This window comes from Verrucomicrobiia bacterium (assembly GCA_035495615.1).
Lineage (GTDB): Bacteria > Omnitrophota > Omnitrophia > Omnitrophales > Aquincolibacteriaceae > DATJFP01.
Genome location: DATJFP010000069.1, coordinates 1 through 25,689 on the forward strand (window position 1 = coordinate 1; position 25,689 = coordinate 25,689).

At 58.2% G+C, this 25,689-nt stretch carries 30 protein-coding genes and 1 tRNA gene; 2 read left to right on the plus strand and 29 right to left on the minus strand.

Annotated features, from left to right (window positions below; genetic code table 11):
• Window positions 1–569 (minus strand): lipid II flippase MurJ (locus VL688_08315; GenBank protein HTL48045.1); only part of this gene is annotated, 569 nt, incomplete at its 3' end.
• Between the two features lie 97 nt (window positions 570–666).
• Here VL688_08315 and rpsT point away from each other — a divergent pair.
• Entirely contained in the window at window positions 667–948 is a 282-nt protein-coding gene (gene rpsT / locus VL688_08320) for a 30S ribosomal protein S20 (GenBank protein ID HTL48046.1), read from the plus strand.
• A 140-nt stretch (window positions 949–1,088) separates the two neighbouring features.
• Here rpsT and holA read toward each other — a convergent pair whose 3' ends face one another.
• From holA to VL688_08445, 25 genes are all read right to left on the minus strand, one after another.
• A complete protein-coding gene (gene holA / locus VL688_08325; protein ID HTL48047.1) occupies window positions 1,089–2,051 on the minus strand; it encodes a DNA polymerase III subunit delta in 963 nt (320 codons plus the stop codon).
• A gap of 53 nt (window positions 2,052–2,104) precedes the next feature.
• Entirely contained in the window at window positions 2,105–2,626 is a 522-nt protein-coding gene (locus VL688_08330) for an LptE family protein (protein HTL48048.1), read from the minus strand.
• A 2-nt stretch (window positions 2,627–2,628) separates the two neighbouring features.
• On the minus strand, window positions 2,629–5,778 hold the full coding sequence (gene bamD, locus VL688_08335) for an outer membrane protein assembly factor BamD (GenBank protein ID HTL48049.1): 3,150 nt from the start codon (window positions 5,776–5,778) through the stop codon (window positions 2,629–2,631).
• A 110-nt stretch (window positions 5,779–5,888) separates the two neighbouring features.
• Window positions 5,889–8,123, minus strand: a complete 2,235-nt coding sequence (locus VL688_08340; protein HTL48050.1) for a ComEC/Rec2 family competence protein — start codon at window positions 8,121–8,123, stop codon at window positions 5,889–5,891.
• Complete coding sequence (locus VL688_08345) at window positions 8,120–8,281, minus strand: hypothetical protein (GenBank protein ID HTL48051.1); 162 nt, start codon at window positions 8,279–8,281, stop codon at window positions 8,120–8,122. Before VL688_08345 ends, VL688_08340 begins: the two co-directional genes overlap by 4 nt.
• Window positions 8,282–8,327: 46 nt before the next feature.
• Window positions 8,328–8,843, minus strand: coding sequence for a hypothetical protein (locus VL688_08350; protein HTL48052.1), 516 nt, complete (start codon window positions 8,841–8,843; stop codon window positions 8,328–8,330).
• A complete protein-coding gene (locus tag VL688_08355; GenBank protein ID HTL48053.1) occupies window positions 8,840–9,649 on the minus strand; it encodes an AAA family ATPase in 810 nt (269 codons plus the stop codon). Before VL688_08355 ends, VL688_08350 begins: the two co-directional genes overlap by 4 nt.
• Before the next feature lie 169 nt (window positions 9,650–9,818).
• Window positions 9,819–11,858 (minus strand): beta-galactosidase, encoded by a 2,040-nt coding sequence (locus VL688_08360; GenBank protein HTL48054.1) that lies wholly within the window; start codon window positions 11,856–11,858, stop codon window positions 9,819–9,821.
• A gap of 89 nt (window positions 11,859–11,947) precedes the next feature.
• Window positions 11,948–14,419: a leucine--tRNA ligase gene (gene leuS / locus VL688_08365; protein HTL48055.1), complete on the minus strand. Its 2,472-nt coding sequence runs from the start codon at window positions 14,417–14,419 to the stop codon at window positions 11,948–11,950.
• A gap of 51 nt (window positions 14,420–14,470) precedes the next feature.
• A tRNA-Leu gene (locus tag VL688_08370) sits at window positions 14,471–14,554 on the minus strand.
• A 302-nt stretch (window positions 14,555–14,856) separates the two neighbouring features.
• Complete coding sequence (gene def, locus VL688_08375; GenBank protein ID HTL48056.1) at window positions 14,857–15,399, minus strand: peptide deformylase; 543 nt, start codon at window positions 15,397–15,399, stop codon at window positions 14,857–14,859.
• A 2-nt stretch (window positions 15,400–15,401) separates the two neighbouring features.
• Window positions 15,402–15,965 carry a thermonuclease family protein gene (locus VL688_08380; GenBank protein ID HTL48057.1) on the minus strand — a complete coding sequence of 188 codons (564 nt, stop codon included), beginning with the start codon at window positions 15,963–15,965 and terminating at the stop codon, window positions 15,402–15,404.
• Window positions 15,965–16,327 (minus strand): hypothetical protein, encoded by a 363-nt coding sequence (locus VL688_08385; GenBank protein ID HTL48058.1) that lies wholly within the window; start codon window positions 16,325–16,327, stop codon window positions 15,965–15,967. Before VL688_08385 ends, VL688_08380 begins: the two co-directional genes overlap by 1 nt.
• Before the next feature lie 9 nt (window positions 16,328–16,336).
• Window positions 16,337–17,017: a DNA repair protein RadC gene (gene radC, locus VL688_08390; protein ID HTL48059.1), complete on the minus strand. Its 681-nt coding sequence runs from the start codon at window positions 17,015–17,017 to the stop codon at window positions 16,337–16,339.
• Between the two features lie 67 nt (window positions 17,018–17,084).
• Window positions 17,085–17,579, minus strand: coding sequence for a histidine phosphatase family protein (locus VL688_08395; protein HTL48060.1), 495 nt, complete (start codon window positions 17,577–17,579; stop codon window positions 17,085–17,087).
• Window positions 17,576–18,094 (minus strand): O-acetyl-ADP-ribose deacetylase, encoded by a 519-nt coding sequence (locus VL688_08400; protein ID HTL48061.1) that lies wholly within the window; start codon window positions 18,092–18,094, stop codon window positions 17,576–17,578. Before VL688_08400 ends, VL688_08395 begins: the two co-directional genes overlap by 4 nt.
• A 228-nt stretch (window positions 18,095–18,322) precedes the next feature.
• A complete protein-coding gene (locus VL688_08405) occupies window positions 18,323–18,775 on the minus strand; it encodes a 23S rRNA (pseudouridine(1915)-N(3))-methyltransferase RlmH (protein ID HTL48062.1) in 453 nt (150 codons plus the stop codon).
• Window positions 18,772–19,362: a thioredoxin family protein gene (locus tag VL688_08410; GenBank protein ID HTL48063.1), complete on the minus strand. Its 591-nt coding sequence runs from the start codon at window positions 19,360–19,362 to the stop codon at window positions 18,772–18,774. The genes VL688_08405 and VL688_08410 overlap by 4 nt, the downstream gene beginning before the upstream one ends.
• A gap of 122 nt (window positions 19,363–19,484) precedes the next feature.
• A complete protein-coding gene (locus tag VL688_08415) occupies window positions 19,485–19,844 on the minus strand; it encodes a YkgJ family cysteine cluster protein (GenBank protein HTL48064.1) in 360 nt (119 codons plus the stop codon).
• A 3-nt stretch (window positions 19,845–19,847) separates the two neighbouring features.
• Entirely contained in the window at window positions 19,848–20,219 is a 372-nt protein-coding gene (locus tag VL688_08420) for a CrcB family protein (protein HTL48065.1), read from the minus strand.
• A gap of 9 nt (window positions 20,220–20,228) precedes the next feature.
• Complete coding sequence (locus VL688_08425) at window positions 20,229–20,372, minus strand: hypothetical protein (GenBank protein ID HTL48066.1); 144 nt, start codon at window positions 20,370–20,372, stop codon at window positions 20,229–20,231.
• A gap of 83 nt (window positions 20,373–20,455) precedes the next feature.
• Window positions 20,456–20,869, minus strand: a complete 414-nt coding sequence (locus VL688_08430; GenBank protein ID HTL48067.1) for a hypothetical protein — start codon at window positions 20,867–20,869, stop codon at window positions 20,456–20,458.
• A 74-nt stretch (window positions 20,870–20,943) separates the two neighbouring features.
• On the minus strand, window positions 20,944–21,777 hold the full coding sequence (locus VL688_08435; GenBank protein ID HTL48068.1) for a response regulator: 834 nt from the start codon (window positions 21,775–21,777) through the stop codon (window positions 20,944–20,946).
• 131 nt (window positions 21,778–21,908) lie between these two features.
• Window positions 21,909–22,526, minus strand: a complete 618-nt coding sequence (locus tag VL688_08440) for a hypothetical protein (protein HTL48069.1) — start codon at window positions 22,524–22,526, stop codon at window positions 21,909–21,911.
• A gap of 73 nt (window positions 22,527–22,599) precedes the next feature.
• Window positions 22,600–22,998: a nucleotide pyrophosphohydrolase gene (locus VL688_08445; protein HTL48070.1), complete on the minus strand. Its 399-nt coding sequence runs from the start codon at window positions 22,996–22,998 to the stop codon at window positions 22,600–22,602.
• 45 nt (window positions 22,999–23,043) lie between these two features.
• Here VL688_08445 and VL688_08450 point away from each other — a divergent pair, with 45 nt between their 5' ends.
• On the plus strand, window positions 23,044–23,289 hold the full coding sequence (locus VL688_08450) for a hypothetical protein (GenBank protein HTL48071.1): 246 nt from the start codon (window positions 23,044–23,046) through the stop codon (window positions 23,287–23,289).
• 17 nt (window positions 23,290–23,306) lie between these two features.
• Here VL688_08450 and VL688_08455 read toward each other — a convergent pair whose 3' ends face one another.
• From VL688_08455 to VL688_08465, 3 genes are all read right to left on the minus strand, one after another.
• Entirely contained in the window at window positions 23,307–23,675 is a 369-nt protein-coding gene (locus VL688_08455; protein ID HTL48072.1) for a response regulator, read from the minus strand.
• A 79-nt stretch (window positions 23,676–23,754) separates the two neighbouring features.
• Window positions 23,755–24,048: a hypothetical protein gene (locus tag VL688_08460; GenBank protein ID HTL48073.1), complete on the minus strand. Its 294-nt coding sequence runs from the start codon at window positions 24,046–24,048 to the stop codon at window positions 23,755–23,757.
• Window positions 24,049–24,169: 121 nt separating this feature from the next.
• Window positions 24,170–25,678, minus strand: a complete 1,509-nt coding sequence (locus VL688_08465) for a glycerol-3-phosphate dehydrogenase/oxidase (GenBank protein ID HTL48074.1) — start codon at window positions 25,676–25,678, stop codon at window positions 24,170–24,172.
• Window positions 25,679–25,689 lie beyond the last annotated feature (11 nt).

Genomic DNA, 25,689 nt, shown 5'->3' on the forward strand with positions numbered 1-25,689 from the left:
ACCGTGACGAGCGACTGCCACCGCAGCTGCAGCACGAGGTCCCGCGGTCCGTAAGTCGTGATCAGGATAATGCCCGCGATCCAGCCCACGTTCATGATCACCGGACCGAAAGAAGATGTGAGAAACTCCTTGTGGCTGTTCAGAACGCCCATGAAAAGCGCGTAGGACGACATGAGCGCCATGTAAGGAAGCAGGAAACGCAAGAGGTCCGCGATGAGCAGCGCCCGCGGCGGCAGGCCTTTGATCTGGAGGAAAAACTGGATGCCGATGAGAAAGACAGCGATGATGACGAGGCAGGAGGTCTCGAGAATACTGAGCAGCGACTTGGAAAAACGGAAAGCCTCTTCCTTGCCCTGGGTCTGATAGATCTCGTTGTACACCGGGATGAAAACGCTCGACAGCGCTCCTTCTCCGACGAGGCGGCGGAAAAAGTTCGGGATCATGAAGGCGTACAAAAACGCGTCCCATTGCCAGGTCGTGCCGAAGGCCTGGGCGCTGACCACGTCCCGGATCATGCCGATCACCCGGCTGATGAGCGTCATGAAGCCCATGAGCCCGGCCGCTTTCACCAGGTGCCTGCGCCCCTCCCGGGGAGCATTCCCGTTGACAGGGGGTACCTCCTGTGTTACATTGTCCGGACCTTTTTGAAAGGAATCAGGTTTATCCATGCCGAATATCGAATCTGCTAAGAAAAGAGTGCGCAGCGATGCGAAAAAGCGCGACCGCAACCAGGGCGCCATTTCGGAGCTGAAGACGCTTTCCCAGAAACTCGCGTCTTTGAAAGACCAGCCCGAAAAGGCCCGGGAAGTTGCCATGCGCGCCATTTCGCGTTACGACAGGGCCGTCAACCGGGGCATTATCCCCCGCGGACGCGCTGACCGCCGCAAATCGCGCATTACCCGCTTTCTCGCGACGCTCGAGCCCAAGAAAAAAGCCTCCAAGAAGTAAGCTTTCCCGGTCAAACATTTTCCGTGTTTCCGCAGGCCCTTGGTGTGTTCTCATACTTTTTGAACGGTCTCCTTTAAATAAAGGGCGCTCACCCTCTCGCGCCCATCGCCAGCATGCGCGACTTATCCGTCGCGCGGCGATTACGCGCCGCACCCAACGATCCATTGTTCCACGGCCAGCGTGTCTTCGGACGCCCTTCCGGTCTTGATCGCCCAATCCAGCTGAAAAAGGCCTTCGACCGTCTTTTCGAGGCGCAGCCTTGAAACCTGCCGGGCCTGACGCATGAAGTTTCTCCCCTGGCTTTCATACACGCCGCAGCGGAAGAGAATCGAGTTTTCCGACACGCCCTGTTCCAGCAGTACCGCCGCCAGCCACAGCCGGCGCAATTGCCAGTGCAGGAGGCCCAGGAACGAAAGAATGTCCGCGTCGTTTTCGCGGATGTACTCGTTGAAGAGTTTCAGCGCGGCCTGCGTCTTTCCGAAGCTGATCGCGTCCACCAGGTGATAGACGTTCACCGCGGTCAGCTTTTCCTCGAACATCTCCAGCATTTCCAGCGTGATCTCTTCCCGCTCGCCCGCGTACGTGGCCATCTGATTCAGGATCGAATCGAGCATGCCGGGCGCGTCGCCCACCTGCTCTTCTAGACGCCTCTGGGCGTCCGGCGCCATTTTCTTGCCGTATTGCCTCAGCTTATCCCGAATGAATTTGGAGGCCGCGCCCTGCTTGTCGCGGTCGGAAAAAAGCAGGATCTCCGCTTTTTCCTTCTGGGCCCATTTGGCCAGGGGATTTTTTTTGAGATCCGTCACCGGAGACTGGAGGATGAAGCACGTGGCCGGAGCCGGCGCTTCCCAGTACTGGGAAAAGGCCTCGAGGTCGCCCTCCTTCAGGAGGTCCGCGTCCGCGATCTTGAAGATCTGGAGCGAGATGAGGAACGGCAGCGTGCGCGCCTGGGTCAGCACGGCAGCCAGAGGGGTTTCTTTCAGGCGGAAAGTCTGCTTCGAGACGCCGCCGGGATTTTCTTTTTCAAGGCGGGCGGTGAGCTCCCGGATCTGCTCGTCCACGATGAAAGGATCGCCGAGAAAAAGATAAAACAGTTTCGCCATGTTTAGCCGTGACAGGGGGAAAGTTTTCTGTTCGATTTCGGTTAGGGCCGGGCTTACCAGTCTTCGACGATCCGGTCCACGACGTTCTTGGCGATTTTTTGGACCGCGTCCGCGGCCGCTTCTTCCCTGTTGATCGTACGAACGGTGCTGACCTTGTACTCCGCGTCGCCTGAAAAATCCGGCTCATGCCAGATCACGTCCCCGGTCGCCCGGTCGATCAGCTGCACATCCAGAACAATGTACAAGCGGTATTCCTCCACCGACTCCAGGCTCGTAAACCGCAGCCCTTCCTGCTCGAACTGGATGAGCGTCGGCTCGAGAATCGCGTCGGCTTCTTCCTTCTTCACGACTTTCAGATTGCCGTCGCGGTGCAGGCGGTTGATGATGGCGTTGGTGATGTCGATTTCCAGCCCCGGCACGTAAGCGTACACTTCCTGGATCGGAATCTTGTTTTTCACCGTGTCGACGTAGATCGTCTTGATGTCTTTGGGGAGGACGGTCTTACTGGTATACCCGCAGCCGGGATAAAGCGTGGCCGTCAGGGCAACGAGCGCAAGCACTGCATATTTTTTCATTCTTAGGCTACTTTCGTCTTGCCGGGTTCAAACCGGTCGAGTTCACGGGAAAGAAAACTGTGGCGGGATTCGATCTGGACCAGGCGTTCTTCCAGGCGCTCCCTCTCGGTCAAAAGATCCTGGGCCGTGGCTTTGGAGCCGACGCTCTGAACAAGCTGATCGATCTTGTTGATCTTTTTCTCGATAATCTCGGATTCCTCCTTTTCCAGTTCCCGTTCACGCTGGATCAGTTTGCCTAAGTCGCCTTTGAGGCCATTGAGTTCCTTGAAGAGATTCTTTTCCTTGCCGGAAATGTCTTTCTTCTTTTCTTCCCACTTCTTCTCGCCTTTGCTTTGCTCGGCTTCGCGGTCGAGCGCTTCGGCCTCGTGGGAAATCATCTGGTTCTGGCGCTGGAAGTCCTGGCGCGCGTTCTGCAGGCGCGCGGCAATGCTCTGGATCTCCTGCTCGAGGGTCTGCTTTTCCACGTCGACCGGCGCGGCTTCGGCGGCCGGGGCCGTTTGTTCGGGCTGCGCCGCGGTTTCTTCCGCCGGAGCGGCAGGAGCCGCCGGGGCTTCGGGCGCGCCGCCCTTCGCCGTAATTTCGGATTCGACGCGATTGAGCTCCTGGCGGTACGTTTCGAGCTTGCGCGTTTCTTCGTCGAGGCGGTGGATCAGCCTTTCCTTGCGGTCTTTCTTGGGAAGGACGCTGCGGGCGCTGTCGACCGCGTCTTCCATGAATTCATACGGCACCTTCACGATCGACGAGCGGAACTTGTAGCCGCCGCCGAGCGACGCCTTGGCCTTCAGGATGTCGAGCTCCTTCCGAAGCTTGAAGATTTCCTGATTGCGGGCCTCGATGATCATGCTTTCCAGTTCGATCTCTTCTTTCAGGGACTTCGCACGGTCCGCGTAGGCATCGTTTTCCGGAAGCTTCGCGGCCGTATCGGAGGCTTGGGCGGCCTGGGACTTGCGGCCGAAAATAAATTCGTGCGCGCCCTTCAGCACGGCGCGGGCGGGAGCAGCAGCCGCGCGGGCCACCGCGGGCACTTTTTCCTTTTCGCGCGTCTGGAGCAGGCCGTTCAATTCGCCGGTCATGGCCTTGATCTTGTCGTGCCGGTCGTTGATTTCCTGATACGCCTTGCGCATTTCCTTCTCAATGCCTTTGATTTCCTTGCGCAGGTCGCGGACTTCTTTGTCCGTGGGGTTGCCTGCGCTGAGCGAATCCAGCAGGCGGCGCTGCTCCTGCATGGCCAGTTCTTCGTTGAAGGCCTGCGACATGATGTCCACGATGTTCTTCTGCGCGGTGATCTTTTCCTGCAGGTGCATCTTGTATTCCAGGAGCTTCTGCACGGGTTCGTCCGAGCCCGTGGACTTTCCGTCAAAAGGGTTGAGGGCATCGATCGAACGGCCGACCGCGCCGGTCGAAGCGCCGAGCGATCCCATCATCTTGCCCGGAGCGGACAAAAGAGCCTTCCAGGCGCTGGTCCCGTACTTGGATTCGAAGATCTGCTTCTTGTCGTCGAGTTCCTTTTCCAGGGACTTGATGTGCTGTTCGCTGTCGCCGAGATTTTTCTCGCGGCTCTTGATGTCTTCCTGGCCCGCCTGGAAGGCTTCGTAAAAACCCTTCTGGTCGGATTCGAGGCCGGTCATGGATTCTTCGTGCACGCCCAGCATAGCGGCCACTTCGTTGTAATGCTTGTAAAGGAGTTCCTTTTCCTCGAGCAGGTCTTTCTTCTCGTCGGAGACCTTGTAAAGCTTGCGGGCTTCGATCTGGCGGACCCTGTCGAGCTCGGTGGGCTGCTCGCCGACGAACGGCAGGATGTCCAGAAAGCTTCCCTTGGATTCCATGCCGAGCGACTGCTTCCATCCGGTAAGCTGCTTTCTTTCCGCGGCCAGCCCGTCGCGTTCTTCGTCGAGCGACGACTGCCAGCGGTCCATGGCTTTTTTGAAATCTTCGGACGTGTTCGAAGCGTACTGTTTGCGCTTCAGGTCCAGGTTCTTCTGTTTTTCCACGAGTTCCTTTTCGCGGCGCTTCAAATCTTCTTCGCGGCTGGACAGGCTCTCTTTCTTGGAAGCCTCAAGGCGCTTGCGCTTCTGCTTGAGGCGCTCGAGCGTGCGTTCCAGCGTGGAGCGTTCCACGGAATCGCCCTTGGGCAATGCGCCGAGGTTCGCTTCCGTCACCTGGATTTCCTGGTCGAGCTCGGTTTTCTTGCCGCCGTGATAGGTCACGGGCTCCTGAAGGCTGCTCAGTTTTTCCTTGGCCTTTTGCCCCCACTGGGTGTCGGGATAGCGCTTGGCCACGTCTTTATAATAAATGAGCGCGCTCGAGAGATAATTCGTCTTTTCGTAATACACGGCGATGCGGTAATTCTTCTCCGCATTTTTCTCGTCGATCTCCTGGCGGATCTTCTGCGCTTTTTCCGAAACGCTGCTGTCCGGATAACGCGTGAGGAAGCTGTCCATGGAATCGGCGGCGTTGTCGAGGGCGCGCTGGTCGCGGGCCTGGACGTTGGATTTCATGAAGGACGCTTCCGCCATCTGGTAGCGGGCCTCGGTCACGAGCTCGCTTTTCGGGTAGTTGTCGATCACGGCCTGGAACGCGTCGACGGCCGCGTCGAAACGGCCGGCCTGCTTATCCGCGAGGCCGAGGTTGAACTGGGCCTTGTCGCCGTATGCGCCATAGGGCGCCTGCTTCACGATGTGATCGAAGACGTCGATGGCGCGCGGAAGAGAGGGCAGGATCTCGAGGCCCATCAGCTTGCCTTTGCGGCCGGAAAGGAAAACATTGCCGATGCGGAATTCGCGCTCGATCACTTCGTCGGCGCGGTTGTTCTGCGGATAACTCTGGAAAAGATCTTTGTACGCCTCGAACGCTTTGAGGTAATCCCCTTTTTCTTCGTAGAGAATGCCGAGCTGGTACTGGGCCTCGGGCGCCGCTTTGGAGCTGCGGTATTTTTTCAGGAGGTCTTTGAATTCGTCTTCGGCCTTCTTGTAATCTTTGTCGCGGAAAAGTTTCATCGCATATTCGTATTGTTCGTCGGAAGCATCCTGGGCTCCGCCCTCGGAATTGACGAACTTCCCCTGTTCAGGAGACCACACCCAGTAAGCATTAGAAACGGCAGAAGGAACAAGAAGGAAGGCGAGGAGGACAAGCGCGCGCTTGTTGATTTTCATAAGTTGTGTGAATACCTCGATTTGCGTGGGATTTTAAAACGCCCTACTATAACAAAGCATTTTTAAAATGTCAACGAAGGATTTTCCCTTACCCGGCCGCTCCAAATCCTTTATCCAGCGGCGGATAAGAAGCGCGGAACAAGCCTCAAAATCCCGTCTTTTCCGGGTGTAAAACGCACGTCTCCAGACTCGCTCAAATTGAAAATCCGGACCGGCCGCCTTGCGGAAAATGAAAGCAGCCCCGGATCGCGTCCCGGCAGCACCACCGATTCCATCCCCGTTGCCGCGCCTAATTCCTCCCATAACTTTTCCGGGCTTTCCCCGGCGCGCGCCAGGATCACGGCCCGGTACCTCTTCCCCGGACGCTTCAAAGATTCCAGGGTTTCCGCGGATAAGTTTTCGAGCCAGAGCACGCAGTCCCCGCCATAGCAGACCGACAGCGCCAAATTTTTTCCGGCCGACAGGGTTTCGATCCTGCCCCGCGGACCGATGTCCACGTGATTTCCCGGCTGCAGCACGTAGTGGACAGGACCGGCCGCGGGTTGACGCTTCGGCGGAAGCGCTTCGAAAATCCTTTCGGCCGGAAGCAGCCCCGACGCGGGGGCAGACGGAAGGAAGATTCCCGCGAGCGGCGGAGCGCCCCGGCCTTCGAAATATTTTTTAAGCGTGCGGTCCGGACGCGCGCCGCTTTGAAGCAGCCAGTGGGAGCTGCCGTCGAAAACCGCGTGCGAGGCCGCGCCTTCCCGGACGGAAAAAACCGTGAGCTGGAATTCCGGCTGGGGCCGCACAAAAAAAGTCAGGACAAGGCCCGCCAGGGCGCCGGACAAGGCCACGCGCAAACGGCGCGTGCCCGGGGCCTGACCGCGCCGAAACATCCACAAGCCGGCCAGGACGAAGTAATACGCGAGCATCTGAAGGATCGACGGCTTGGGCACATGAAAGAAAGCGCCGGGCAGGCGCGCGAAAAAAGCGATCGAGGCCAGCGCGGCTTTCAGAAAAAAAGCGGACGCTCCCGCGAAAAAAGCCGCGGGCGGAAAAGAAAAAGAAAAAGCGAGCGCGGCAAAGGCCAGGACCAGCGCCGCGTGGAAAAGCGGAATGGCCACGAGATTGGCCGGAAGGCCGGCCGGAGCGAACACGTAAAAATAATAGGCTGCCAGGGGAAACGTGCCGAGCATGACGGCGAGCGTCGCGCCGAACCCCCAGGCCTCGAGCGCCGGATCGTCCTTGGCGGACGGCGCCGCAAGCCGCAGCATGAAAACCGACAGGAAAGAAAGCTGGAACGACACCTGGCTCAGCGCGCCCGGGTCCGCGGCCGCGAGAACAAAATAGGCGAAGAAAAACGAATTCCACGCGGGCCTGTCGCGTTCCAGGAAAAAGGCCGCGAACACAAGGCCGCTCATCCAGCCCGCGCGCATCACAGGAATGCCGAGGCCGGAAACCAGGACGTAAAGCAGCACGAATCCCGCGCTCCATGCGGCCGCGGGCCGTCCGGGATAACCGCAGAGAAGGAGCAGCCCGTAAAAAGTGCCGGCCACAAGCGACACGTGCAGCCCGCTGATCGAGAGGATGTGCGTGGTGCCCGTGGCCAGAAACGCCTGGCGCGCCGCGGGCGAAAGCTGCTGGCGGTCCCCGAGAACGAGCGCGCGAACGTACGCGGCCGGCTCGGGGTCCCAGAGGCGCGCGATTTGACTGCGGATCGCGGATCGCCAGGCCTCGACGGCCCGCAGAAATCCGTTTCCCGCTCCGGGACCGCGGGCCAGGACGCGCAGCGACGGGCCGCCGTAGGCCTGCGCCAGCGTGCCGATTCCCCGGCCGCGATAAAACGATTCTGCGTCAAAATCATATCGATGCGCGGGCCGCGCCGGTTTGCGGAGCCTCCCGCAGACAAGGACCGCGTCGCCCGCTTCCGGAATTTCTCCCGGATGAAACGCGGTGACCCAGGCGCGGCCTTCCACGGGAAACTCCAAACGGCCTCGCGCGGTCACCAGGATGATTCTCTTCGCGCGGAGCACAAACGAAATTTTCTGGCCCCTTCCCGCGGGTAAAATTTCGGGTGCGCCCTCCACGGTTCCCCCGACATTGGCCTGCTGCTCCTGCGCGTCGAAAATCCAGGATTCCAGGGGATGCGGCCGGGGCGCGGCGTCGAGCCGGAGACGGAGGGCAAAGGCCGCGGCAAAGAGAAGGACGAAAAGAAAAAGAAAATATTTTCCGCCTCTCGCCTTCCAGGCAGGCCAGAGTCCGGCAAGGCAAAGCCAGGCCAAAATCTGCGGAGGAACCGGAATAAAAGGCGCGGACAGGATGCCAAGCGTGGCGGCAAGCGCGGGCCACAAAAAAGGCAGGCTCAAGGCCTTTCTCCCGCGGGCGCCGCGTTTTCCCGCACGAGCCGGAAAGCGGGCGGCGGTTCCTTTTGGGGAGAGGAAAAAATCCGGGCGGCCTGGAAGGCGAGAAAACAAAAGAGCAGCCAGAACAAAAAGGTGTGGTGCAGGAATTTCAGCGCAGGCATTCCGGTCCCCGGATTAGAAAAGCCGCTGACTTCCCGCGAAGAAGGACTACGCGAGCGTCAGGTAGACTTCCCTTCCCTGAGACTCAAGGATCACTCTCCTGCCTTGAATTTCTTTGACGAGGGCGTTGCCGATACGGTCTCCGACGCCGACCACTTCATCGTTAATTACGGCGAGCTCTTCGTTGCCGTCGATGATGCCGCTCAGCGTAAAGCCCGCGGAAATCGCGGTCGGAGTCGTAGCAAACGTCCGCACCGGGTGGCGCTCGGGAAAGGTTTTCGGCGCCGCCGGAAGTGGAGAGGAATGCGCGGGTTGGACGTTCATGAAACGCGCGGCCGTGAAAAGCGGCCACGCGGAAAACAAACAGACGACGGCCAGAAGGCCCCAGAAAACATAAGGCATGCGGGATTCGTGCGCGCGGCGGGCAGGCGCGGCTTTCGGCATCGCGGCCGCCTGGGACGCGTGCATCACCGCGGGAAGCGGCGCGGCCGGGACTTTCATCGTGGCCATGACCGCGGCCAAAGGTTTTTTCTTCTGCTGGAGCGCGTCGTGGATCAAACTCATGCTCTTACCCCCTGGAGATCGCCGTAAGCATAATCGACCATGCCGGTGTCGATGAGACGGCTGGATTGCGTGAACGCTGCCATAAGCGAGCGGTCCGCCAGTACGTTGATCAGGCGCGGCACGCCGCCGGAAATCTGGTGGATGCGGTCGATGGCTTCGGGCGTAAAAAAATCGTTTTGGCCGCCGGCGACCTGCAGCCGGTGCCGGATGTACTCGTCGACTTCTTCGCGCGACAGGACCGTGAGATGGTAACGGATCGTGATGCGCTGGTAGAGCTGGACCAGGTCCTTGCGGTTGAGCAGGTCCTTCAGCTCGGGCTGGCCCACGAGGATGATCTGCAAAAGTTTCTGCGTCGAGGTTTCGAGGTTCGACAGCAGCCGGATCTGCTCGAGCGCTTTCGGGCTGAGAAGCTGCGCCTCGTCGATGATGACGATGGCGTTGTAGCCTTCTTCGAGCTGCTCCAGCAGGAAACGATTCAACGAATCGAAATAATCTTTCCTTTTCTTGCCCGAAGGCTTGATCCCGAAATCTTCGACGATGGTCTGCAGCAGCTCGAACTCGGACAGCTTGGGATTGAAGACGAGCGCGCTGTGCACCCGGTCGCTCATGCGCTGAAGCAGCGCGCGGCAAAGCGTGGTCTTGCCCGTCCCGATCTCCCCCGTGATCTGGATGAAGCCGCGCCGGCTTTCCACGCCGTAGATTAGCGTAGAGAGCGCCTCGCGGTGCTGCTGGCTGAAATAGACGAAGCGCGGGTCGGGCGTAACGTTGAAAGGGGCTTCTTTCAAATTGAAAAAGGATTCGTACATAAAGGCCTCGGCTCGGCTGAGTGTGTGGGAGTGGTCCCCGCTCTCTAATAGTTCGGCAGGGCGGAAAATATCTTAATGCCGGGTTTCAGGCAGGGCAAGGCTGCCCTTATAGCAATTACGGTCATGGCCTGTTATCCGGGCCTAGCCATGCGGGGTTTATTAGGTGCTCTTAAACGGGAATGAACTCGAAGACCTTGCCGTCCTTGCGGTGGATGTCGGCGGTAAAGGGCTGGCGGCGCTCGTTCGAAGAAAGGTCGGTGCGGCCGGTCATGAGGTCCCGGATCTTCATGCGGCCCTTGTAACGCTCCAGCGCCGGCAGGAAGATGCTGGCGCTTTTGTCTTCGCCGCCGTTGTTGGTGACGACCAGGTAATGGCGGCTGCCGCGCGAAAACAGCGCGGTCTTGATGTCGCGCGTCGGCGAATAGGAGACAAGGCCGATCTTGAGATAGTTCAGGATTTCCAGGATCAGCTCGCGCGTGGGATCCATGCCGAAATGCACGAGCCTGCCCTTGCCGACTTTTTTGATGTAGCCGACGACGTGCTTGCCGTAGCTGCCGAAGTCGGCCATGATCCTCTGCCCGCTTCCGTCCGGGAACGTGTAAACCGAGCTGACCTGCCTCACCTTTTGCCGGCCGGGGGCGAGCTGGATCGTGAATGCTTTCTTGAATTCGAACAGGATGCTTTTCGGATCTTCGAAGCCGATGATGTCCAGGTGCCGGAAGCGGTCGTCTTTGCGCGGGTAATCGCGGAACGCGACCAGAGTGCCGCCGTTTTCCACGTATTCGCGCAGGCGCCGGTGCGATGTTTCCTCGAGCCACTGGTTGCCGGAATAAAAAAGGACTTTCTGGTCGCAGGTCATGACTCTCGGGTCGTAGAGCTGGTAATCGATGTCCGCGTCGTAGAGCCCGACGAGGATCGGGCTTTTCGCGCTGAGCGTGCGCGCGGCATACTGCAGCGGATTGTAGGTCACGCCCACTTCCGTAATCTTCTTCAGGCTGGGCGGATGCATCTGATGGAACACGGAAACCATCTCCTTGAAGACCTCGTACAGCTCGCCGCGCACGCGGCCCCACTCGTTGATCGGCGACATATACCAGTTGTCGCGGTTGACCAGCATGTACCAGTTCCAGCCCGTGACGCCGCCCATGATGGCCGACAGCACGATGAGCCGGTAATGGTTCGGCGTCAGCACGCCGGTCTCGTAATGGCGCGCGTGCCACACACCCGCGGCGAATTCCGCGATGTAGGCGACCTTCGACGTGTTCTTGAGGAAACGGATTTTGTCGATCAGCTTGCGCTGCTCGTACTGATCTTCGGCGAGCTCGCTGGACGGATACAAGTCCACGCCGATCATGTCGCAGGCCGACTGCATTTCCCGCCAGTCGTGTGCATAAAAAAACGGGTACATGTTCAGGTAGATCGGGACGTCGATGCCCAGTTCGCGGAACGTTTCCACGTTCCATTCCGCGACCTTGCGCGAATAATCGTATTTGAATTTAAAATAGTCGATGTTGCGCTTGAGCTCTTTGTCGCCCTTCAGCATGAGGCCGGTCTCGCCCTGCAGCATGGTCGCGATATGCGCCCCCACTTCCTCGAACTTGCGGTATTCCGTGCCCCAGCTCGCGTTCAGGTCGTCGAGGTCCCCGTGATAGAGCTCGCGGATGAAGTCCTGGAACATGCCGGGGGTATGGCCGAGGCCGTACTGCGGGCCGAAGGTGTCCGGCCACGGGTCGATCTCGTTGTCCGCCTGCAGCATGATGATGTGGCCGCCGCGGCGCGACGCGAGATACGGCTTTAAAACCGCGCAGACTTTTTCCAGGTACACGCGCGCGTATTTAAGGAACGTGGGATGAAGGCGGTGGTATTTGTACGCGTAAGCGGGCGCGCCCTCGTTGGGCCATTCGCTGTAGATGTACGGGCCGGGCCGGATGATGACGTTGAATTTTTCGCGACGCGTGAGCTCGAGGAATTTCTTGAGGTTGCGCGTCTGGTCGGTCTTGCCCGTGAAGTCGAATTTGCCGCGGTGGTATTCGTGGTAGTCCCACGGCACGTAGGTCGCGACCGTCTGCAGGCCCATTTCGCGGACGCGCGCCAGCACTTCCTTCCAATAGCTCGGGTTCAGGCGCCAGTAATGGACTTCTCCCGAAATCAGAGGAACTTTTTTTGAGCCGGCCCAAATTTCATTTTTTTTGATCTGGACTTTAGGCATCGAGATCGCGGGACTCCTGTGTCCCGGTGGAGAGAAACCGCCGCGGGCGCGTCCTGGGTTGCCGTCCTGACAGGCGCTCGGTGCGGAATTTAATTCAAGACGATATTGACGATGCGGCCGGGCACGACCACGACTTGCTTGAGGGTCTTCCCTTCCAGCCAGGGAACAATGGCCTCGTGTTCGAGGGCCATTTTCCGGATTTCGTCTTCGCTACTCGATGAAGAAACGACTATTTTGGTGCGAACTTTACCGCCCACCAGGACAGCCAGCTCGGCGCTCGCTTCCGCCAGGCACTTCTCGTCCCATTTCGGCCAAGGAGCCCAGCCCAGGGTTTCCTTGCCGCCGAGGCGCTGCCAGAGTTCTTCCGACAGGTGCGGCGCGAAGGGCGCCAGGAGAAGAATGAAATTTTTCAACATGGAAGCCGCGTAGGTTTCGTCTTTCAACGTTTCGTTGATGAAGATCATGAGCGCCGAGATCGCAGTGTTGTAACGGCCGCCTTCCAGATCTTCGGTCACCTTCTTCACGGTCTGGTTCATGCGTTTGTTTTCCGCGGGCGTCAATTCCCTGTCCTGGATCTTGGGGCTGAGCGTGCCTTCTCGTTCGATGAAAAGGCGCCACACGCGCGAAAGAAAACGGTACACGCCTTCCACGCCGTTCATGGACCAGGGCTTGGTCATTTCCAGCGGGCCCATGAACATTTCGTAGAGGCGCACGCTGTCCGCGCCGTAATCGGCTATAAGGTCGTCGGGATTGACGACATTGCCGCGCGACTTCGACATCTTCTGGCTGTCCTCGCCCAGGATCATGCCCTGGTTGATGAGCTTGTGGAACGGTTCTTTGGTTTTGACGACGCCGATGTCGTAGAGCACTTTGTGCCAGAAGCGCGAATACAGAAGATGCAGCACCGCGTGTTCCGCGCCGCCGATGTAAAGGTCCACCGGCATCCAGTATTTTTCTTTCGCGGGATCGATCAGCGCTTTGTCGTTCTTCGGGTCGATGTAGCGCAAATAGTACCAGCAGGAACCGGCCCATTGCGGCATGGTGTTGGTTTCACGCAGTGCGGGCTTTCCGGTCTCGTCTTTTGTCTGCACCCAGTCTTTGACCGCGGCGAGCGGCGGCTCGCCGGTTCCCGTAGGCTTGAAGCTCGACGTCTCAGGAAGGCGCAGCGGCAATTCGCTTTCGGAAATAAGTTTCGGCTTCCCATCCGCGTGAATCACGGGAATGGGTTCGCCCCAGTAGCGCTGGCGCGAGAATAGCCAGTCGCGTAATTTGTACTGGATAGATTTCTTGCCGATCGTTTTCTGTTCGAGCCAGGCCGTGATTTTTTCCTTGGCCCCGTCGCTTTTCAGGCCGTCGATCGAGAATCCTTTGTCCGGCGTCGTGGAATTGAAGCAAACGCCCACGCCCGTAAAGGCCTCTTTCTGAAAATCGAAATTCGCTTCTTCGGGATGCTTGATGACGGGAACGATCTTGATGCCGTACTTCACCGCGAATTCGTGATCGCGTTCGTCATGCGCGGGAACAGCCATGATGGCACCGGTTCCGTAGCTGATCAGCACATAGTCGGCAATCCAAATCGGGATCTTCTGGCCGTTCACGGGATTCACCGCGTACGCGCCGGTGAACACGCCTGTTTTTTCTTTATTGAGTTCCGTCCGGTCGAGATCGGATTTCTTCGAGGCGGCATCGACGTATTTTCCGACCGCGGCTTTCTGCGAGTCCGTCGTGATTTTTTTGACGAGAGCATGCTCGGGCGAAAGCACCATGTAGGTCGCGCCGAAAAGCGTGTCCGGCCGCGTCGTGTAAATGCGGACCGTATCGCCGGCGCCGTCGATTTTAAAATCCACTTCCGCGCCGACCGAGCGCCCGATCCAGTTGCGCTGCATTTCCTTGATGGCTTCCGGCCAGTCGAGTTCTTCCAAGTCTTCCAGAAGGCGGTCGGCGTACTTTGTGATCCTCAGCACCCACTGACGCATGGGCTTGCGGATGACCGGATGCCCGCCGCGCTCGGATTTGCCGTCGATCACTTCTTCGTTCGCGAGCACCGTGCCGAGTTCCGGGCACCAGTTCACGGGCATCTCGGCTTCGTAGGCCAGGCCCCTTTCGAAAAGCTTCATGAAGATCCACTGCGTCCAGCGGAAGTAGCCCGGATCGGTCGTGTCGACTTCGCGGTCCCAGTCGTAGCTGAAGCCGAGGCGTTTGATCTGGCGGCGAAAATTGTCGACGTTCTTTTTCGTGGTCTCGCGAGGATGCGTGCCGGTTTCAATCGCGTACTGCTCGGCGGGAAGCCCGAACGCGTCCCAGCCCATGGGATGAAGCACGTTGAAGCCGCGCATCCTTTTATAACGGGCCGTGATGTCGGTGGCGGTGTAGCCTTCGAGATGGCCGACGTGAAGGCCCGCGCCCGATGGGTACGGGAACATGTCGAGCACGTAGTACTTGGGCTTGTTACTTCCGGGCTCTCCCGGATCGGGCGCGCGGAAGGTCTTGTTCTTTTCCCAGAACGCCTGCCACTTGGGCTCGAGTTCGTCGAAGGGGTAGGCTTTGAAGCCGGATGCCATTTGGATTCCTGTGTTTGGTTTTCGAAATCAAGGAGAGAGTTGAAAACAAAATGCGGAGGGAGAGAGTCGAACTCTCATGCTCTTGCGAGCGCTGGATTTTGAGTCCAGTGTGTCTGCCAGTTCCACCACCCCCGCATCAAATCTTCTTACTCAAAGATCCGTGCGATATTAATTCATTAAGGGTCCTCACCGTCTCGGACCCATCGCCAAGCGTGCGCGACTTATTCGTCGCGCGGCGATTGGAGGGAGAGAGTCGAACTCTCTGTTAAGGGCCCTCACCGTCTCGGGCCCATCGTCAAGCATGCGCGACTTATTCGTCGCGCGACGATTGAGCGCTGGATTTTGGCCCCGTGTGTAAGCCTGCCAGTTCCACCACCCCCGCATCAAAGCCAAAAGTCCGGAAATTCTAGCACAAGCGGCTTTAAGAGCAAAGGACGCTAATCTTCCTCGTCGTCGACCCAGTAGCGGCCGAATTCTTGCAAAAAGGTCAGGGTTCTGAGGTCTTTCATGCGGTCGGGATAGACGTGGCCCTGTAAGTGGTCCCATTCGTGCTGGATGACGCGCGCGAAAAAGCCGGAGACTTCCAGCGTGAGCGGCTTCCCCTTCCGGTCCAGGCCTTCGCAGATCAGAGACTCATGCCGCGGCACCACGCCCCGCATGTCCGGGATGCTGAGGCATCCTTCCCACATCGGCACCTTTTTGTCCGACAGGTCTTTCAGCACGGGATTGATGACGCATGTCAGCGGCACCGAAGGCGCCTCGGGATAGCGGGGATTTTTTTCCACTTCGCAGACGAAGATTTGTTTGGAAGCGTGGACCTGCGGCGCGGCAAGGCCGACGCCGTCGTATTCGCGCATGGTGTCGACCATGTCGTCGAGGAAGCGCTGGAATTCCGGCGTGCCGATTTCTTTCGGATCCACATTCGCCGCTTTTTGACGCAGCACGGGATGCCCGAGGCGGGCGACTTTCAAGATGGCCATGATTATCTCCTTTTCCGGAAAAGCGGAAGCAGAAAAAGAACCGCAAGAACCGGCGTGACCCAGGCCGCCGCACGCCTCAGCGCCGGGGGCCGGGAATTCCGGACTGATGTCTTGTCCCACAGGCCGGCTTTTTTCTGCCGCGCCTGCTCTTCCAATTCGAGAAATTCCGCCTGGCGCGGATGCGGAAACGCGCGAGTTGCCTCTCCGAATCCCAGCGCGATCAAGTCCGCATTGACCAGAACGCCGCCTTCATAAACGTAAGCCAGACGCCTTCCATATTTATCGAAACCTTCAGGCCCGTTTTCCAGCCTCACGTCTTTGCCTTCGACGCGTTTCTTCAAATACAGCCGCGCTTCTTCGCCGTAATATTCGCCCGGACGGTTGTACCGCGGATGATCGATTTCGGGCGTGTCCACGCCGATCAGCCGCACGCGCTGATTGTCTTCGAGAACAAATGTGTCGCCGTCGATCACGTGCCGCACTTTTTCCGCGGACGCCGTGCCCGCGAGAAAAAACACAAGCGCGAATCCCAACAGGGTGCGGCCGTATTTCGCGTTTACGTCCATTACTCGATCGAGGCCAGAATTTTTTTGAACTCCGGCATTTTGTGCAGGCTTTTCAAGTCCGGGTCCTGTTTCAGGTGCTCGAAGTCTTCGTAGCCCAGAACAAGCGCCCGCCGCAGGGCGCGCAGCGCTTCGCGCGATTTGCCGAGCAGCGCGAGGCTGCAGGCGAGATTGTAATGGACGATGCCGTCGTCTTTCAAAAGCCGCGCGAGCCTGCGGTCGATTTCCAGCCCTTTTTCGAACCACCCTTTTTCGGTGTAGGCATGCGCGAGCGGGATCAGGGCATCCACGAAATCTTCCTTGTCCTTGACCAGGCTTTCGTAAAAGGCGATTTCGAAATCGATCCGGTCGCTTTTTCGCGTCATGGCGGTTCCTTACAAAAGTCCGTTTTCGCGGAAACTGAAATAGCGGTTCCCGCCGATGATGATGTGATCCAGCACTTTCATGGACATGGCCTCGCAGAGCGAAGCGAGCTTGGCCGTGATTTCCCTGTCTTCCGCGCTCGGCTCGATCTGACCCGACGGATGATTATGCGCGAGCACCAGCGCGCTCGCATGGAATTCCAGCGCGGCCCGGATAATCTCGCGGGGATGCACCATGGCGCGGTCGACCGTGCCGGTGAACAAAGTCCTCGCCTCGATCACCGCATGCGCCTTGTTCAGAAACAAAATCTTGAAAGCCTCTTTTTTCTGGTCCTGGAAATCCGCGGTCAGATAATCGACGACAGCCTGCGGCTCCCGGATGAAAGACTTTCCGATCATCTGCTGCTTCAGGCAGCGCTTGGAAATTTCCGTGACCGCCAGGAGCGTCGCGGCCTTGGCCGGCCCAAGGCCTTTGATCTCGCCGAGCCGTTTGCCTTCCTGGCTGAAAAGTCCGCGCAGTCCGCCGAACGCGGCGATCAGATCACGCGCCTGCGTCATCACGCCGGTTTGGCGGAAGCCGCTGCGCAGGAGCACGGCCAAAAGCTCGGCATCGGTCAGCGAAGCTGGGCCATGCTGGAATAATTTTTCCCGGGGCCGTTCGCCCGCGGGCCAGGATTTGAGAGTTTCGGCCATATTTAACTAAATCATTTTTTTTATTCATTATATGCATACTCTCCCTCCTGGCAAGTCCTTTTGCTGTTTAAGAACGCCCGGGCGCGATGACCTGTTCCAGGGACCAGACCGTGGTCTTTTCGAAATGAAGGCATCCGGCTGTAGGGATCATGGAACAAGTCGCCCAGTTCGAGGGCGTGAGCAAAGACGCGAGCTGAGGCAGCAACGGAAGATGGGAAACGACCAGAAGCTTTCCTGCGGGGTATTCCACAAAATATTCTTCGATGTTTCCGAACGCGGTTTGGGGTGAGCTTTCCGGAAAAAGCCAGGCCTTCTGTTCCGCGGCCGGGCACCCCAGTTCTTCCGAAAGAATCCGGGCCGTATCGACCGCCCTTTTTTTCCGGCTGGTCCAAAGCGTGTCCGGAACCAGGCCGCCGCCTTTCAAAAAAACCGCCAGCTCCCGCGCCTCCCGCTGGCCATAGCCGGACAAAGGCCGTACGTCGTCGTCCGGACCTTCCATAGCGGCGCCGTGCCGGACCAGATAAAGAACGCCGGTCCCTTGCGGTACGTTTCTCGATTTCATGAAACGGGCTCCTTGGCCAGCAGGCGCTCGTAAACTTTCAAATCCGCTTCTTTGAAACAAACGAAGATCACCTTGTCCATCTCCGGCGCTTCGTCGAGAAATTGCCGCGCGGTTTCCACGGCAATGTGCGCCGCTTCTTCAAACGGAAAATGGTAAACGCCGGTACTGATGGAAGGAAAAGCGATCGAATGGATTTTGTTTTTCCGCGCCAGCTCCAGGCTGTTGCGGTAACATTTTTTCAAAAGCGCGGCCTCTCCGGATTTGCCGCCGTGCCATACCGGCCCGGGCGTGTGGATCACGAAGCGGGCCGGGAGCCGATAGCCGGCCGTAAGGCGCGCTTCGCCGGTGGGACAGCCGCCGAGCTTGCGGCATTCTTCCAGCAGTTCCGGACCCGCGGCCCTGTGGATCGCGCCGTCCACGCCGCCTCCGCCGAGCAGCGTCGTGTTCGCCGCGTTCACGATCGCATCCGCTTTCACTTTCGTGATGTCGCCGAGCAATGCTTCCATCTTGCCCATGTTAGAGCACCTATCAAAACCCCGCTTGGCTGCAAACTCGCATGCCGGCGGGCTTCGTTGTTCCGCCGGTCAAAAAGTGCTCAGCAATCGCCGCGCGACGAATAAGTCGCGCATGTTTGGCGATGGGCGCGAGATGGTGAGCGCCCGTCACAACACTTTTTGCCCGTCGCGCCTAGAATCCCTTTGGCCTGCGAGTTTTCGCTTCAACCGGGATTTTGTTAGGCGCTCTTAATGCCCCTGATGATAGGGATGTTTCTTTAAAATCGTCCAGGCCCTGTAAACCTGTTCCGCGGCCACGACCGAAGCCAGTTCATGCGGCAGCGTCAACGGCCCAAAGCTCCATCTGAGGTCCGGCTTCCACAACGCGTCGTCTTTTTCCGTAAACCCGTCGGCCCCGCCGATCAGGATGTGGAGTTCCCGCGCTCCGGCTGAGCACGAAGAATCCAAAGCCGCGGCCACGTCTTCGGAACTGAGCGGACGCGCCTTGCGCGCCCTGTCGCACATCCAGACAAGCACGCCCGCGTTTTTTTTCCACGATTCGGCTCCGCCTCCCACTTCACACGAAGAAAAGCGGCCGATGCGTTCGCAGTACTCGGAAAAAAGGGAAAAGGTTTCCTTGGACTTGAACGCACGCGCACCCGCGGAACCTTTGGCCCAGGTCAGTCGAAAGACGATTTTCATTTCTTGGCCGTGAAATACGCGGGCGCAAGCCCTTCTTTCCATTTGATGTTGCAGCCCATGCTCGGCTTCTGTTCGCCGGCCGGCGCTTTGCCCGCGAGCGCCGCATCGAGCGCCTGCCGCAGGTCGCGGCCCGTGACCGGCTGGCTGTTTCCCGGGCGGCTGTCGTCGAGCTGCCCGCGGTAAACGAGTTTGCGCTTCGCGTCATAGACAAAGAAATCCGGCGTGCAGGCCGCGGCGTAAGCTTTCGCGACTTCTTGAGACTCGTCGTAGAGGTAAGGGAAACCAAAACCCAGTTCCTGCGCCATTTCCTTGAGTTTGGCCGGGCCGTCGTCGGGATAATGCTCCGCGTCGTTGGAGCTGATCGCCACGATGCCGAGGTCTTTCGCCGCGTAATCGCGCCCGAGCTTCGCGAGCTCATGCTTCACATGCACAACGTACGGGCAGTGGCGGCAGATGAACATGACGAGCAGCGCCTTGCGGCCTGCGGAATCTTTTAACGAGATTTTTTTGCCGGTCACAACGTCCGGAAGCGAAAAGTCCGGCGCGGCGCTGCCGAGCGGCTGCATAGTGGATGGAGTGAGGGCCATAAAAACCTCCTAAAGTAATGATGTGCATTCCGTTTATCTGCCGGCAAAAGCTCGCATGCCGGCAGCGGGACTTTTGCATTCATGCTCATGGGACAGGTCTAAAGACCTGTCCCCATCCACACTCACCGCTGATCCGCTTTCGGAAAAAGCGCTTTCATGCCTTCGCAATACTCGAAGCTTCGCGGCGTGCGCCAGCGCACGGGAAAGTCCCGGCATTGGGCCGGCTTGGCCGCGTGAACGGAGCATCCTTCGCGGGTTAGGAAAACGCAGGATTCGTCGGGATTTTTTTTGAGGACGAGTTTTTTCCGGTCCTCGATTTCACAGTAGCGGTTTACAAAATCAAAAGGATCGAGGCCGAGAAGCGCTGCCATCGCCTCGGTCTCGGGGGGCGTGACGTAAACAAAGCCGGGCTGTTCGCAGCACCGGTTGCAGCGGCGGCACTGGAAAGCGGCAAGGCGTTCCTGCAGGTCCGGCGGTTCCACGGTTCACCCTCTTGCTCCGAGCCTCAGGCCAAGCTGCAGCAGAGCGAATCCGCCCGCGAGGCTGAGAGCCAGATTCAGAAAAACAAGGCCGGTGTTCCCCCCGCGCAGCAGCACGTTCGTGTCCAGCATCCAGGCGGAAAACGTCGTGAACGCGCCGCAGAAACCCGTGATCAGGAGAAGCGTCCCCGCCACCGGCAGCGTTCCCTTTTCCGCCAGCGCGAAGAAAAGCCCCGCGAGAAAGCATCCCGCGAGATTGACGGCAAAAGTTCCGGAGGGAAAAGGCGACGGCCAAGTCCCCTGCACCCACGTGCTGAGGCTGTAGCGGGCCCACGTTCCTAAAATGCCTCCGGCGGCAAGGATCAATCCTTTATTCATAAGAAGGTCTTAGGGTTTTGCAGGAGCGCTCTGGGTGGGCGTCGACTTGATTCCCATTTCAGAGGCTTTCTTGGCCATCAACTGGGTGAAAAGAACGGCGGCGCCGATGACGAGCGCGCAACTGATGAACAGGACGATAAACGCTTGTTTCACGGATGAATCCCCCTTTAAAGTTGAAAAGCGGTTTCCCCTATTGTCGGCATCGGGTCCGCTTCCATCCATTACTTTTTGAAGGATCAGGCTTCCTTGGCCGCGCCGAGATCGCTGACGTTGAACGTCTTCTGGCCGAAAATGCGGTCGTTGGCGTAAATCCGGAATTCGTACTCTCCGGGCTCCATGAATTTCAGCCCCCGAAGATTGAAGACAAGCTCGTGGCTCGTGAGCGGACTGTCGATCGTGATGTCGTTGGGAATTTCGCCCTGGCCCGTCACGGCGTTCGACTGCAGGTTGACCAGGTCAAGGCGGAAGCGGTAAGTGCCGCGCGCCTCGGTCAGCTTGATGTAAACAGAGAGGGACGGATGCATGAACGGAAATTTGACCGCGCCGATATTCTCGAAAATGCCAATGAGGCTTTTCTTGTTGGTCTCCTGCTCCGTGATCACGTAATCACAGATGAGCATGGCGTTGGTCTTGGGTATGGGCGAAATCATGGTCCCTCCGGGCTCTCAATGTATCAAAAAAAAGGGAGAGATAAAACCTGAAAATCCCGCGGGGGGCAGGCGGTTTAGACCGGATTTGCCTGAAGATGGGCTATGACCTTTGCCAACAGCTCGTCGCCCTTGGAATAAGGAAGGACCTGCCCGGGCTCAAGCAGCTTCAGCGCTTCCACGGCCATGGTCGCCGGGCAGAAAGCGGCGAACTTGATGCCGTTCGTCTCCGGTGAGCCTTTCAGCTTTTGATAGAGGGTTTTCGCGTCCAGCGTATTGGGGTCTTCCCAATACTGGCAATAGATGTAGGCGGGCTTCCACTGCTTGGCCTGGCGAAAGGCGTATTCTTCGTCGCTCGTGGAATCGGCTTCATAGCCCTGCTTGCCCAAATGGGTTTTCAGCTTTTCCACCAGATAATCTTCGATGCCCACGACAAGGATGCGATATTTCTCGCCGCTTGCCCGTTTCGCCGGAGCATCGGACGCCGCACCAGACGAAGCGTCGCCCGTCATGCCCGCAGCTTCTTCGGCCGCGCTGCCGGGCACGGGAATTTTCAACGCATTGTTCACGGCGGTGATCAGCTCGTCACTATTGAACGGCTTGGGAATGAAACTGTGGATGTCCCAGCGGTTGAAAAAATCTTTCATGCTGCGGCGCGCGGAGATGACGATGATCGGGATGTTCTTGACCTCGGCGCCGCACTTTTTGACTTCCTGGACGAAATCATAGCCCGTCATTTTGGGCATCAGGACGTCGAGAATGATGAGGTCGGGAGTGGTTTCCTTGATTTTCTTCAGGCCTTGAATCGGATCGAGGGCGGGAACGACATCAAAACCGCTCGCGGTGAGACGGGTGGAAAGCAGGGTGAGCGTGTCAGGCTCATCATCGATCAGCATGATTTTCTTGGCCATCTAAAGCTCCGTTCAAAAAACGGCAAGGCTCGAAAGTTAAGGCCTTAAAACCAAAAGAAAGATATCACACTGGGGGGAAGCGGGCAAGCGGGCCTTAAAAAAATTCGAATCTTGCACAAAATTAAGTGTCGTTAATCCTCGATTTGGTCTTGCAGCTTGGAAGTCAGCTCGTTCATCTGCTGAATAAGGAACTTGGGAAGAAGGCTCTCGTTTTCGAGCTCCTTCTTGGCCATCGTGATGACCGTGATCACCCGCCGGATCGCGGAATTCCGGCGCTGTTTGCGCACGTCGGCCGGATCCACGGGATCGCGTTCCGAAAGCAGTTTCTTCACCTGGGCCCGGACTTCCTGCGGTTCGCGCGCCTTTTCGATCACCGATTCGCGGACCTCGGCATAATCCTGGGGCGTCAGCTTCTGGTTTTCCCTGGCCAGGCGCAGCAGGTTCACGGACTCGAAATTCGGCACCTTGGAAGGCGAGTCCCCATCGTCCCGGGGATCGATCACGCGGGGCTCTTCTTTTTCCAGAAAGGAGTAGGATTTGAGGAGCTTCGCCGCGGTCGTGGACTTCATGCCCAGTTCCTTCACGCAGTAGGTCTCGAAGCTTAAAAATCCCCAGCTCTTGAAGTACTTGTCCTTATGAATGCTGAATAAAAACTGCCCCAATTCGATCCAGGAAGCCTTATGCTTCTTGGCGGCTTCCAGGGCCCTCTGTCTCATGGTTTCGGTATCGTGATCGACTTGCACGGCCATAACGTTCTCCTTATTGCGGAATTGCCCATGATATCACGGGCAGAATGTTCTTTCCAGAGGGGTTTGACGGGAATTATTTTTTCCGTCTGTTTTTCGAGCGCTTCCGGGCCGCTTCCCGGTAATACGTGTACTTGTGCGTTTTTCCGCGCACCTGGGCGGCGGGATACTTGGCTTCGTTGTGCCGGAGCTTTTTCACGATGGCTTCGGAAAGGTCGATGCCGTAGAGATTGCAGAAATCCATGACGTAAATGGCCACGTCCGCCAGCTCATGCTCGACTTTCTTGCGCAGGTCCGGCACCAGGGGCTTGCGGTCGGGGGCCTGCCACTGGAAAAGCTCCATGAGCTCCGCGGCCTCGATGGCCATGGACATGCTCAGGTTCTTCGCGCTATGGAATTGCTCCCAGTCACGGTCCCGGATGAACTTGCCGATTTTCTGCTTGAGGGCGTCGATCGTGGTGGATTTGTCCGGCATAACTGCCTCGCTTTAGTTTCCGCTTTCCGCCGTCGATACCGGAACATGCGCTCCCGGCTCCTGCGGTGTTTGTCCATTCTATGCATGCTCAGCGTTTTTTCAACGCTTCCTTGCGAAGCCGCGAGAAAAGTCCCCTACCAAAAAGAAAAGAGCGCCTACTTCCGCAAACCCAGCGGCTATTGGCGGTCCTCCGAAGATTCCTTCCTCGAGAAAACAGCCAAAGGCATGGGGACGGGTTTCAAAAACCTCTTCCTGGGGCTGAAGAACCTGATCAACGCGGCGGGCTCGTAACGCTCTTTCGCGGAATCCTACGGAATTGCTTTTTTAACCTGCGAAATGAATTCGTCCGGCTGGAACGGCTTGTTGACGAACGCGACGATGTCTTTGGGCTCGAATTCTTCTTTGGTTTCGGGCTGGGCCGAAATCACGATGACGGGAGTATCCCGGATGGCGGGAACCTTTTTGATTTCCTTCACGAATTCCGCGCCGTTCATCACCGGCAGCAGAACATCCAGGATGATGAGGTCCGGCTTTTCCGATTTCGCTTTTTCCAGGGCTTCCCTGCCGTTGTAGGCGGTCACCACTTCGAAACGGTGGACGAGCAGGCGGGATTTCAGAAGCTTGATGAGGTACTCTTCGTCATCCACCACGAGAATTTTTTTGCGGATCTCGGTCATCGGGCTTCCTCAGGGATAGGAAATCGTAGGGATTATAACGACTTGCGCGGGAAATGTCTTTACGAAACGAGGATCCGCATCAAGAGATTGCGGGTACGACAGGAACGGCGGCGGCCTTCGGCGAAACGACTTTTTCGAGGTAGGTTTTGCGGTTAGGTTCCTTGGCCACTTCTTCTCCCTCGCCGCTGCGTGCCAGGATTTCGGCTTCCAGTTCTGCGCGGCGATTGGCTTCCGCGAGGGTGATGACGGGCTGGAAACGGCCGCTTTCATCCCGGAGCTGCTCGGGCTCCGCGGAGGCGAAAGGACAAACGACGCAAAGGACCAGCAGAAGAGCGGGGGCCAGAACTTTAAAAGAGGAGATTTTCAGGTTCATGAGATCATGCTTTCTGACAGAAAATCTTTTCAAATCCTTTTAAAACATGGTTGTTACTATAAAATGAAACAAGCCGCTTTTCAATGCTTTTTTGGCTCGGAAGAAGGAAAAAGAGGATCCCCTACAGGGCACAAACCTCGTGGATGGCTTTGAGAAGGTCTTCCCGGTGAGGCTCGAGTTCTGCCGGAGAATACCCGAGGGAAAGCCGGCGGTAGAGCAGGTCGTCGACACTGCGCGCCATTTCCGTCCGGACCGCGTAAACCAACTCGGCTTTAATTAAAGGAAGGCCGGGTGAAACAGCTTCGAAAAGCGCGGGATTTTCTTTTCCAAGCTTCAGAAGGTCCGTATACCGTGCCCCATATTTTTCGACAAGGCCTTGAATCAGCTCCAGCGAAACGCCGTGCTCGCGGGCCGTGCGAGGAAGCCCTTCTTCGTCGATGCGGCCGCTGCCGTACAAAGCCTCGATTTTTACCATGGAGTTCGGACGGATCCGGTCCACGCAGTCTTCCGCGATGCTGCGGTAGGACGTGAATTTGCCGCCCGCCACGAAAAACAGACCGGACGCTGTGGTAAAAACCGCGTGCTCCCGCGACACATTCGACGCGCTGCCTTCCCTTTTCAGCAGCGGCCTCAGCCCGGCGAAGCTCACCTTGAAATCCTCGCGGTGCAATTCAAGGCCCGGAAAAACACGGCGCGTTTCTTCGATGAGGTACGCGATATCCGCCTCCTCCGGCGCCACCTGGTCCGGCGAACCCGAGTAATCCGTGTCCGTCGTCCCGATCATGGAATTATTTTTCCACGGCAGCACGAAAAAGATGCGGTTGTCGCGCTCGGCCGGAATCAGGAACGCGTGTTTGCAGATTTTTTTCGGCGTCACGATGTGCACGCCTTTGGTCGGCCGGACTTTTTCCGGCGCATGAGGCTCGTCGAGCTTGAGCAGGGCATTGGTCCACGGCCCCGCAGCGCAAAAAAAGTTCCTGGCCCGGATCTCGAACTCCGGCTTTTCAGGCGCGAGGCGGTCGCGGGCCCGCACGCCGGTGACACGGCCGTTTTCCTTGATGAAGGCCGTCACCTCGACGTAGTTGGCGACATGCGCGCCATGGGCGTCCGCGGCAAGCACGTTCTCCAGGCACACGCGCGCGTCGTCCATCTGCGCGTCGTAATAAAGCACGCCGCCGGTCAGGCCTTCGCTTTTGAGGTTGGGTTCGTGCTTGAGAAGATCGTCGCGGCTCAGAAAACGGTGCTGCCCGATTTTCTGGGAACCGGCCAGCAGGTCGTAGAGAAACACGCCGAGCCGCATCATCCAAAGCGGACGCCTGTCCCCTTCGTAGACGGGAATGATGAAAGCCAGCGGCCGGACCAGATGCGGCGCGGCCTGCACGTGGAAATAGCGTTCCCGGAGGGACTCGCGGACCAGGCCGAATTCGAAGCGTTCCAGATAGCGGATGCCGCCGTGCATGAGCTTGGAGGATTTGCTGGAGGTGCCGGCCGCGAAGTCGTTTTTTTCGAGCAGCGCGACTTTCATGCGCCGCAGCGCGGCAAGATGGGCGATGGAGGCGCCATTGATGCCCCCGCCGATGACCAGAAGATCGTAATTATTTTTTTGATACCGCGGCAGATCGCGCTGCAAGAGGTCTCCCG

Coding starts and splice junctions, on each gene's coding strand:
- rpsT (HTL48046.1), top strand. CDS start 667: ATGCCGAATATCGAATCTGCTAAGAAAAGAGTGCGCAGCGATGCGAAA.
- holA (HTL48047.1), bottom strand. CDS start 2,051: ATGGCGAAACTGTTTTATCTTTTTCTCGGCGATCCTTTCATCGTGGAC.
- VL688_08330 (HTL48048.1), bottom strand. CDS start 2,626: ATGAAAAAATATGCAGTGCTTGCGCTCGTTGCCCTGACGGCCACGCTT.
- bamD (HTL48049.1), bottom strand. CDS start 5,778: ATGAAAATCAACAAGCGCGCGCTTGTCCTCCTCGCCTTCCTTCTTGTT.
- VL688_08345 (HTL48051.1), bottom strand. CDS start 8,281: ATGCCTGCGCTGAAATTCCTGCACCACACCTTTTTGTTCTGGCTGCTC.
- VL688_08350 (HTL48052.1), bottom strand. CDS start 8,843: ATGAGTTTGATCCACGACGCGCTCCAGCAGAAGAAAAAACCTTTGGCC.
- VL688_08355 (HTL48053.1), bottom strand. CDS start 9,649: ATGTACGAATCCTTTTTCAATTTGAAAGAAGCCCCTTTCAACGTTACG.
- VL688_08360 (HTL48054.1), bottom strand. CDS start 11,858: ATGCCTAAAGTCCAGATCAAAAAAAATGAAATTTGGGCCGGCTCAAAA.
- leuS (HTL48055.1), bottom strand. CDS start 14,419: ATGGCATCCGGCTTCAAAGCCTACCCCTTCGACGAACTCGAGCCCAAG.
- def (HTL48056.1), bottom strand. CDS start 15,399: ATGGCCATCTTGAAAGTCGCCCGCCTCGGGCATCCCGTGCTGCGTCAA.
- VL688_08380 (HTL48057.1), bottom strand. CDS start 15,965: ATGGACGTAAACGCGAAATACGGCCGCACCCTGTTGGGATTCGCGCTT.
- VL688_08385 (HTL48058.1), bottom strand. CDS start 16,327: ATGACGCGAAAAAGCGACCGGATCGATTTCGAAATCGCCTTTTACGAA.
- radC (HTL48059.1), bottom strand. CDS start 17,017: ATGGCCGAAACTCTCAAATCCTGGCCCGCGGGCGAACGGCCCCGGGAA.
- VL688_08395 (HTL48060.1), bottom strand. CDS start 17,579: ATGAAATCGAGAAACGTACCGCAAGGGACCGGCGTTCTTTATCTGGTC.
- VL688_08400 (HTL48061.1), bottom strand. CDS start 18,094: ATGGGCAAGATGGAAGCATTGCTCGGCGACATCACGAAAGTGAAAGCG.
- VL688_08405 (HTL48062.1), bottom strand. CDS start 18,775: ATGAAAATCGTCTTTCGACTGACCTGGGCCAAAGGTTCCGCGGGTGCG.
- VL688_08410 (HTL48063.1), bottom strand. CDS start 19,362: ATGGCCCTCACTCCATCCACTATGCAGCCGCTCGGCAGCGCCGCGCCG.
- VL688_08420 (HTL48065.1), bottom strand. CDS start 20,219: ATGAATAAAGGATTGATCCTTGCCGCCGGAGGCATTTTAGGAACGTGG.
- VL688_08430 (HTL48067.1), bottom strand. CDS start 20,869: ATGATTTCGCCCATACCCAAGACCAACGCCATGCTCATCTGTGATTAC.
- VL688_08435 (HTL48068.1), bottom strand. CDS start 21,777: ATGGCCAAGAAAATCATGCTGATCGATGATGAGCCTGACACGCTCACC.
- VL688_08440 (HTL48069.1), bottom strand. CDS start 22,526: ATGGCCGTGCAAGTCGATCACGATACCGAAACCATGAGACAGAGGGCC.
- VL688_08445 (HTL48070.1), bottom strand. CDS start 22,998: ATGCCGGACAAATCCACCACGATCGACGCCCTCAAGCAGAAAATCGGC.
- VL688_08450 (HTL48071.1), top strand. CDS start 23,044: ATGCGCTCCCGGCTCCTGCGGTGTTTGTCCATTCTATGCATGCTCAGC.
- VL688_08455 (HTL48072.1), bottom strand. CDS start 23,675: ATGACCGAGATCCGCAAAAAAATTCTCGTGGTGGATGACGAAGAGTAC.
- VL688_08460 (HTL48073.1), bottom strand. CDS start 24,048: ATGAACCTGAAAATCTCCTCTTTTAAAGTTCTGGCCCCCGCTCTTCTG.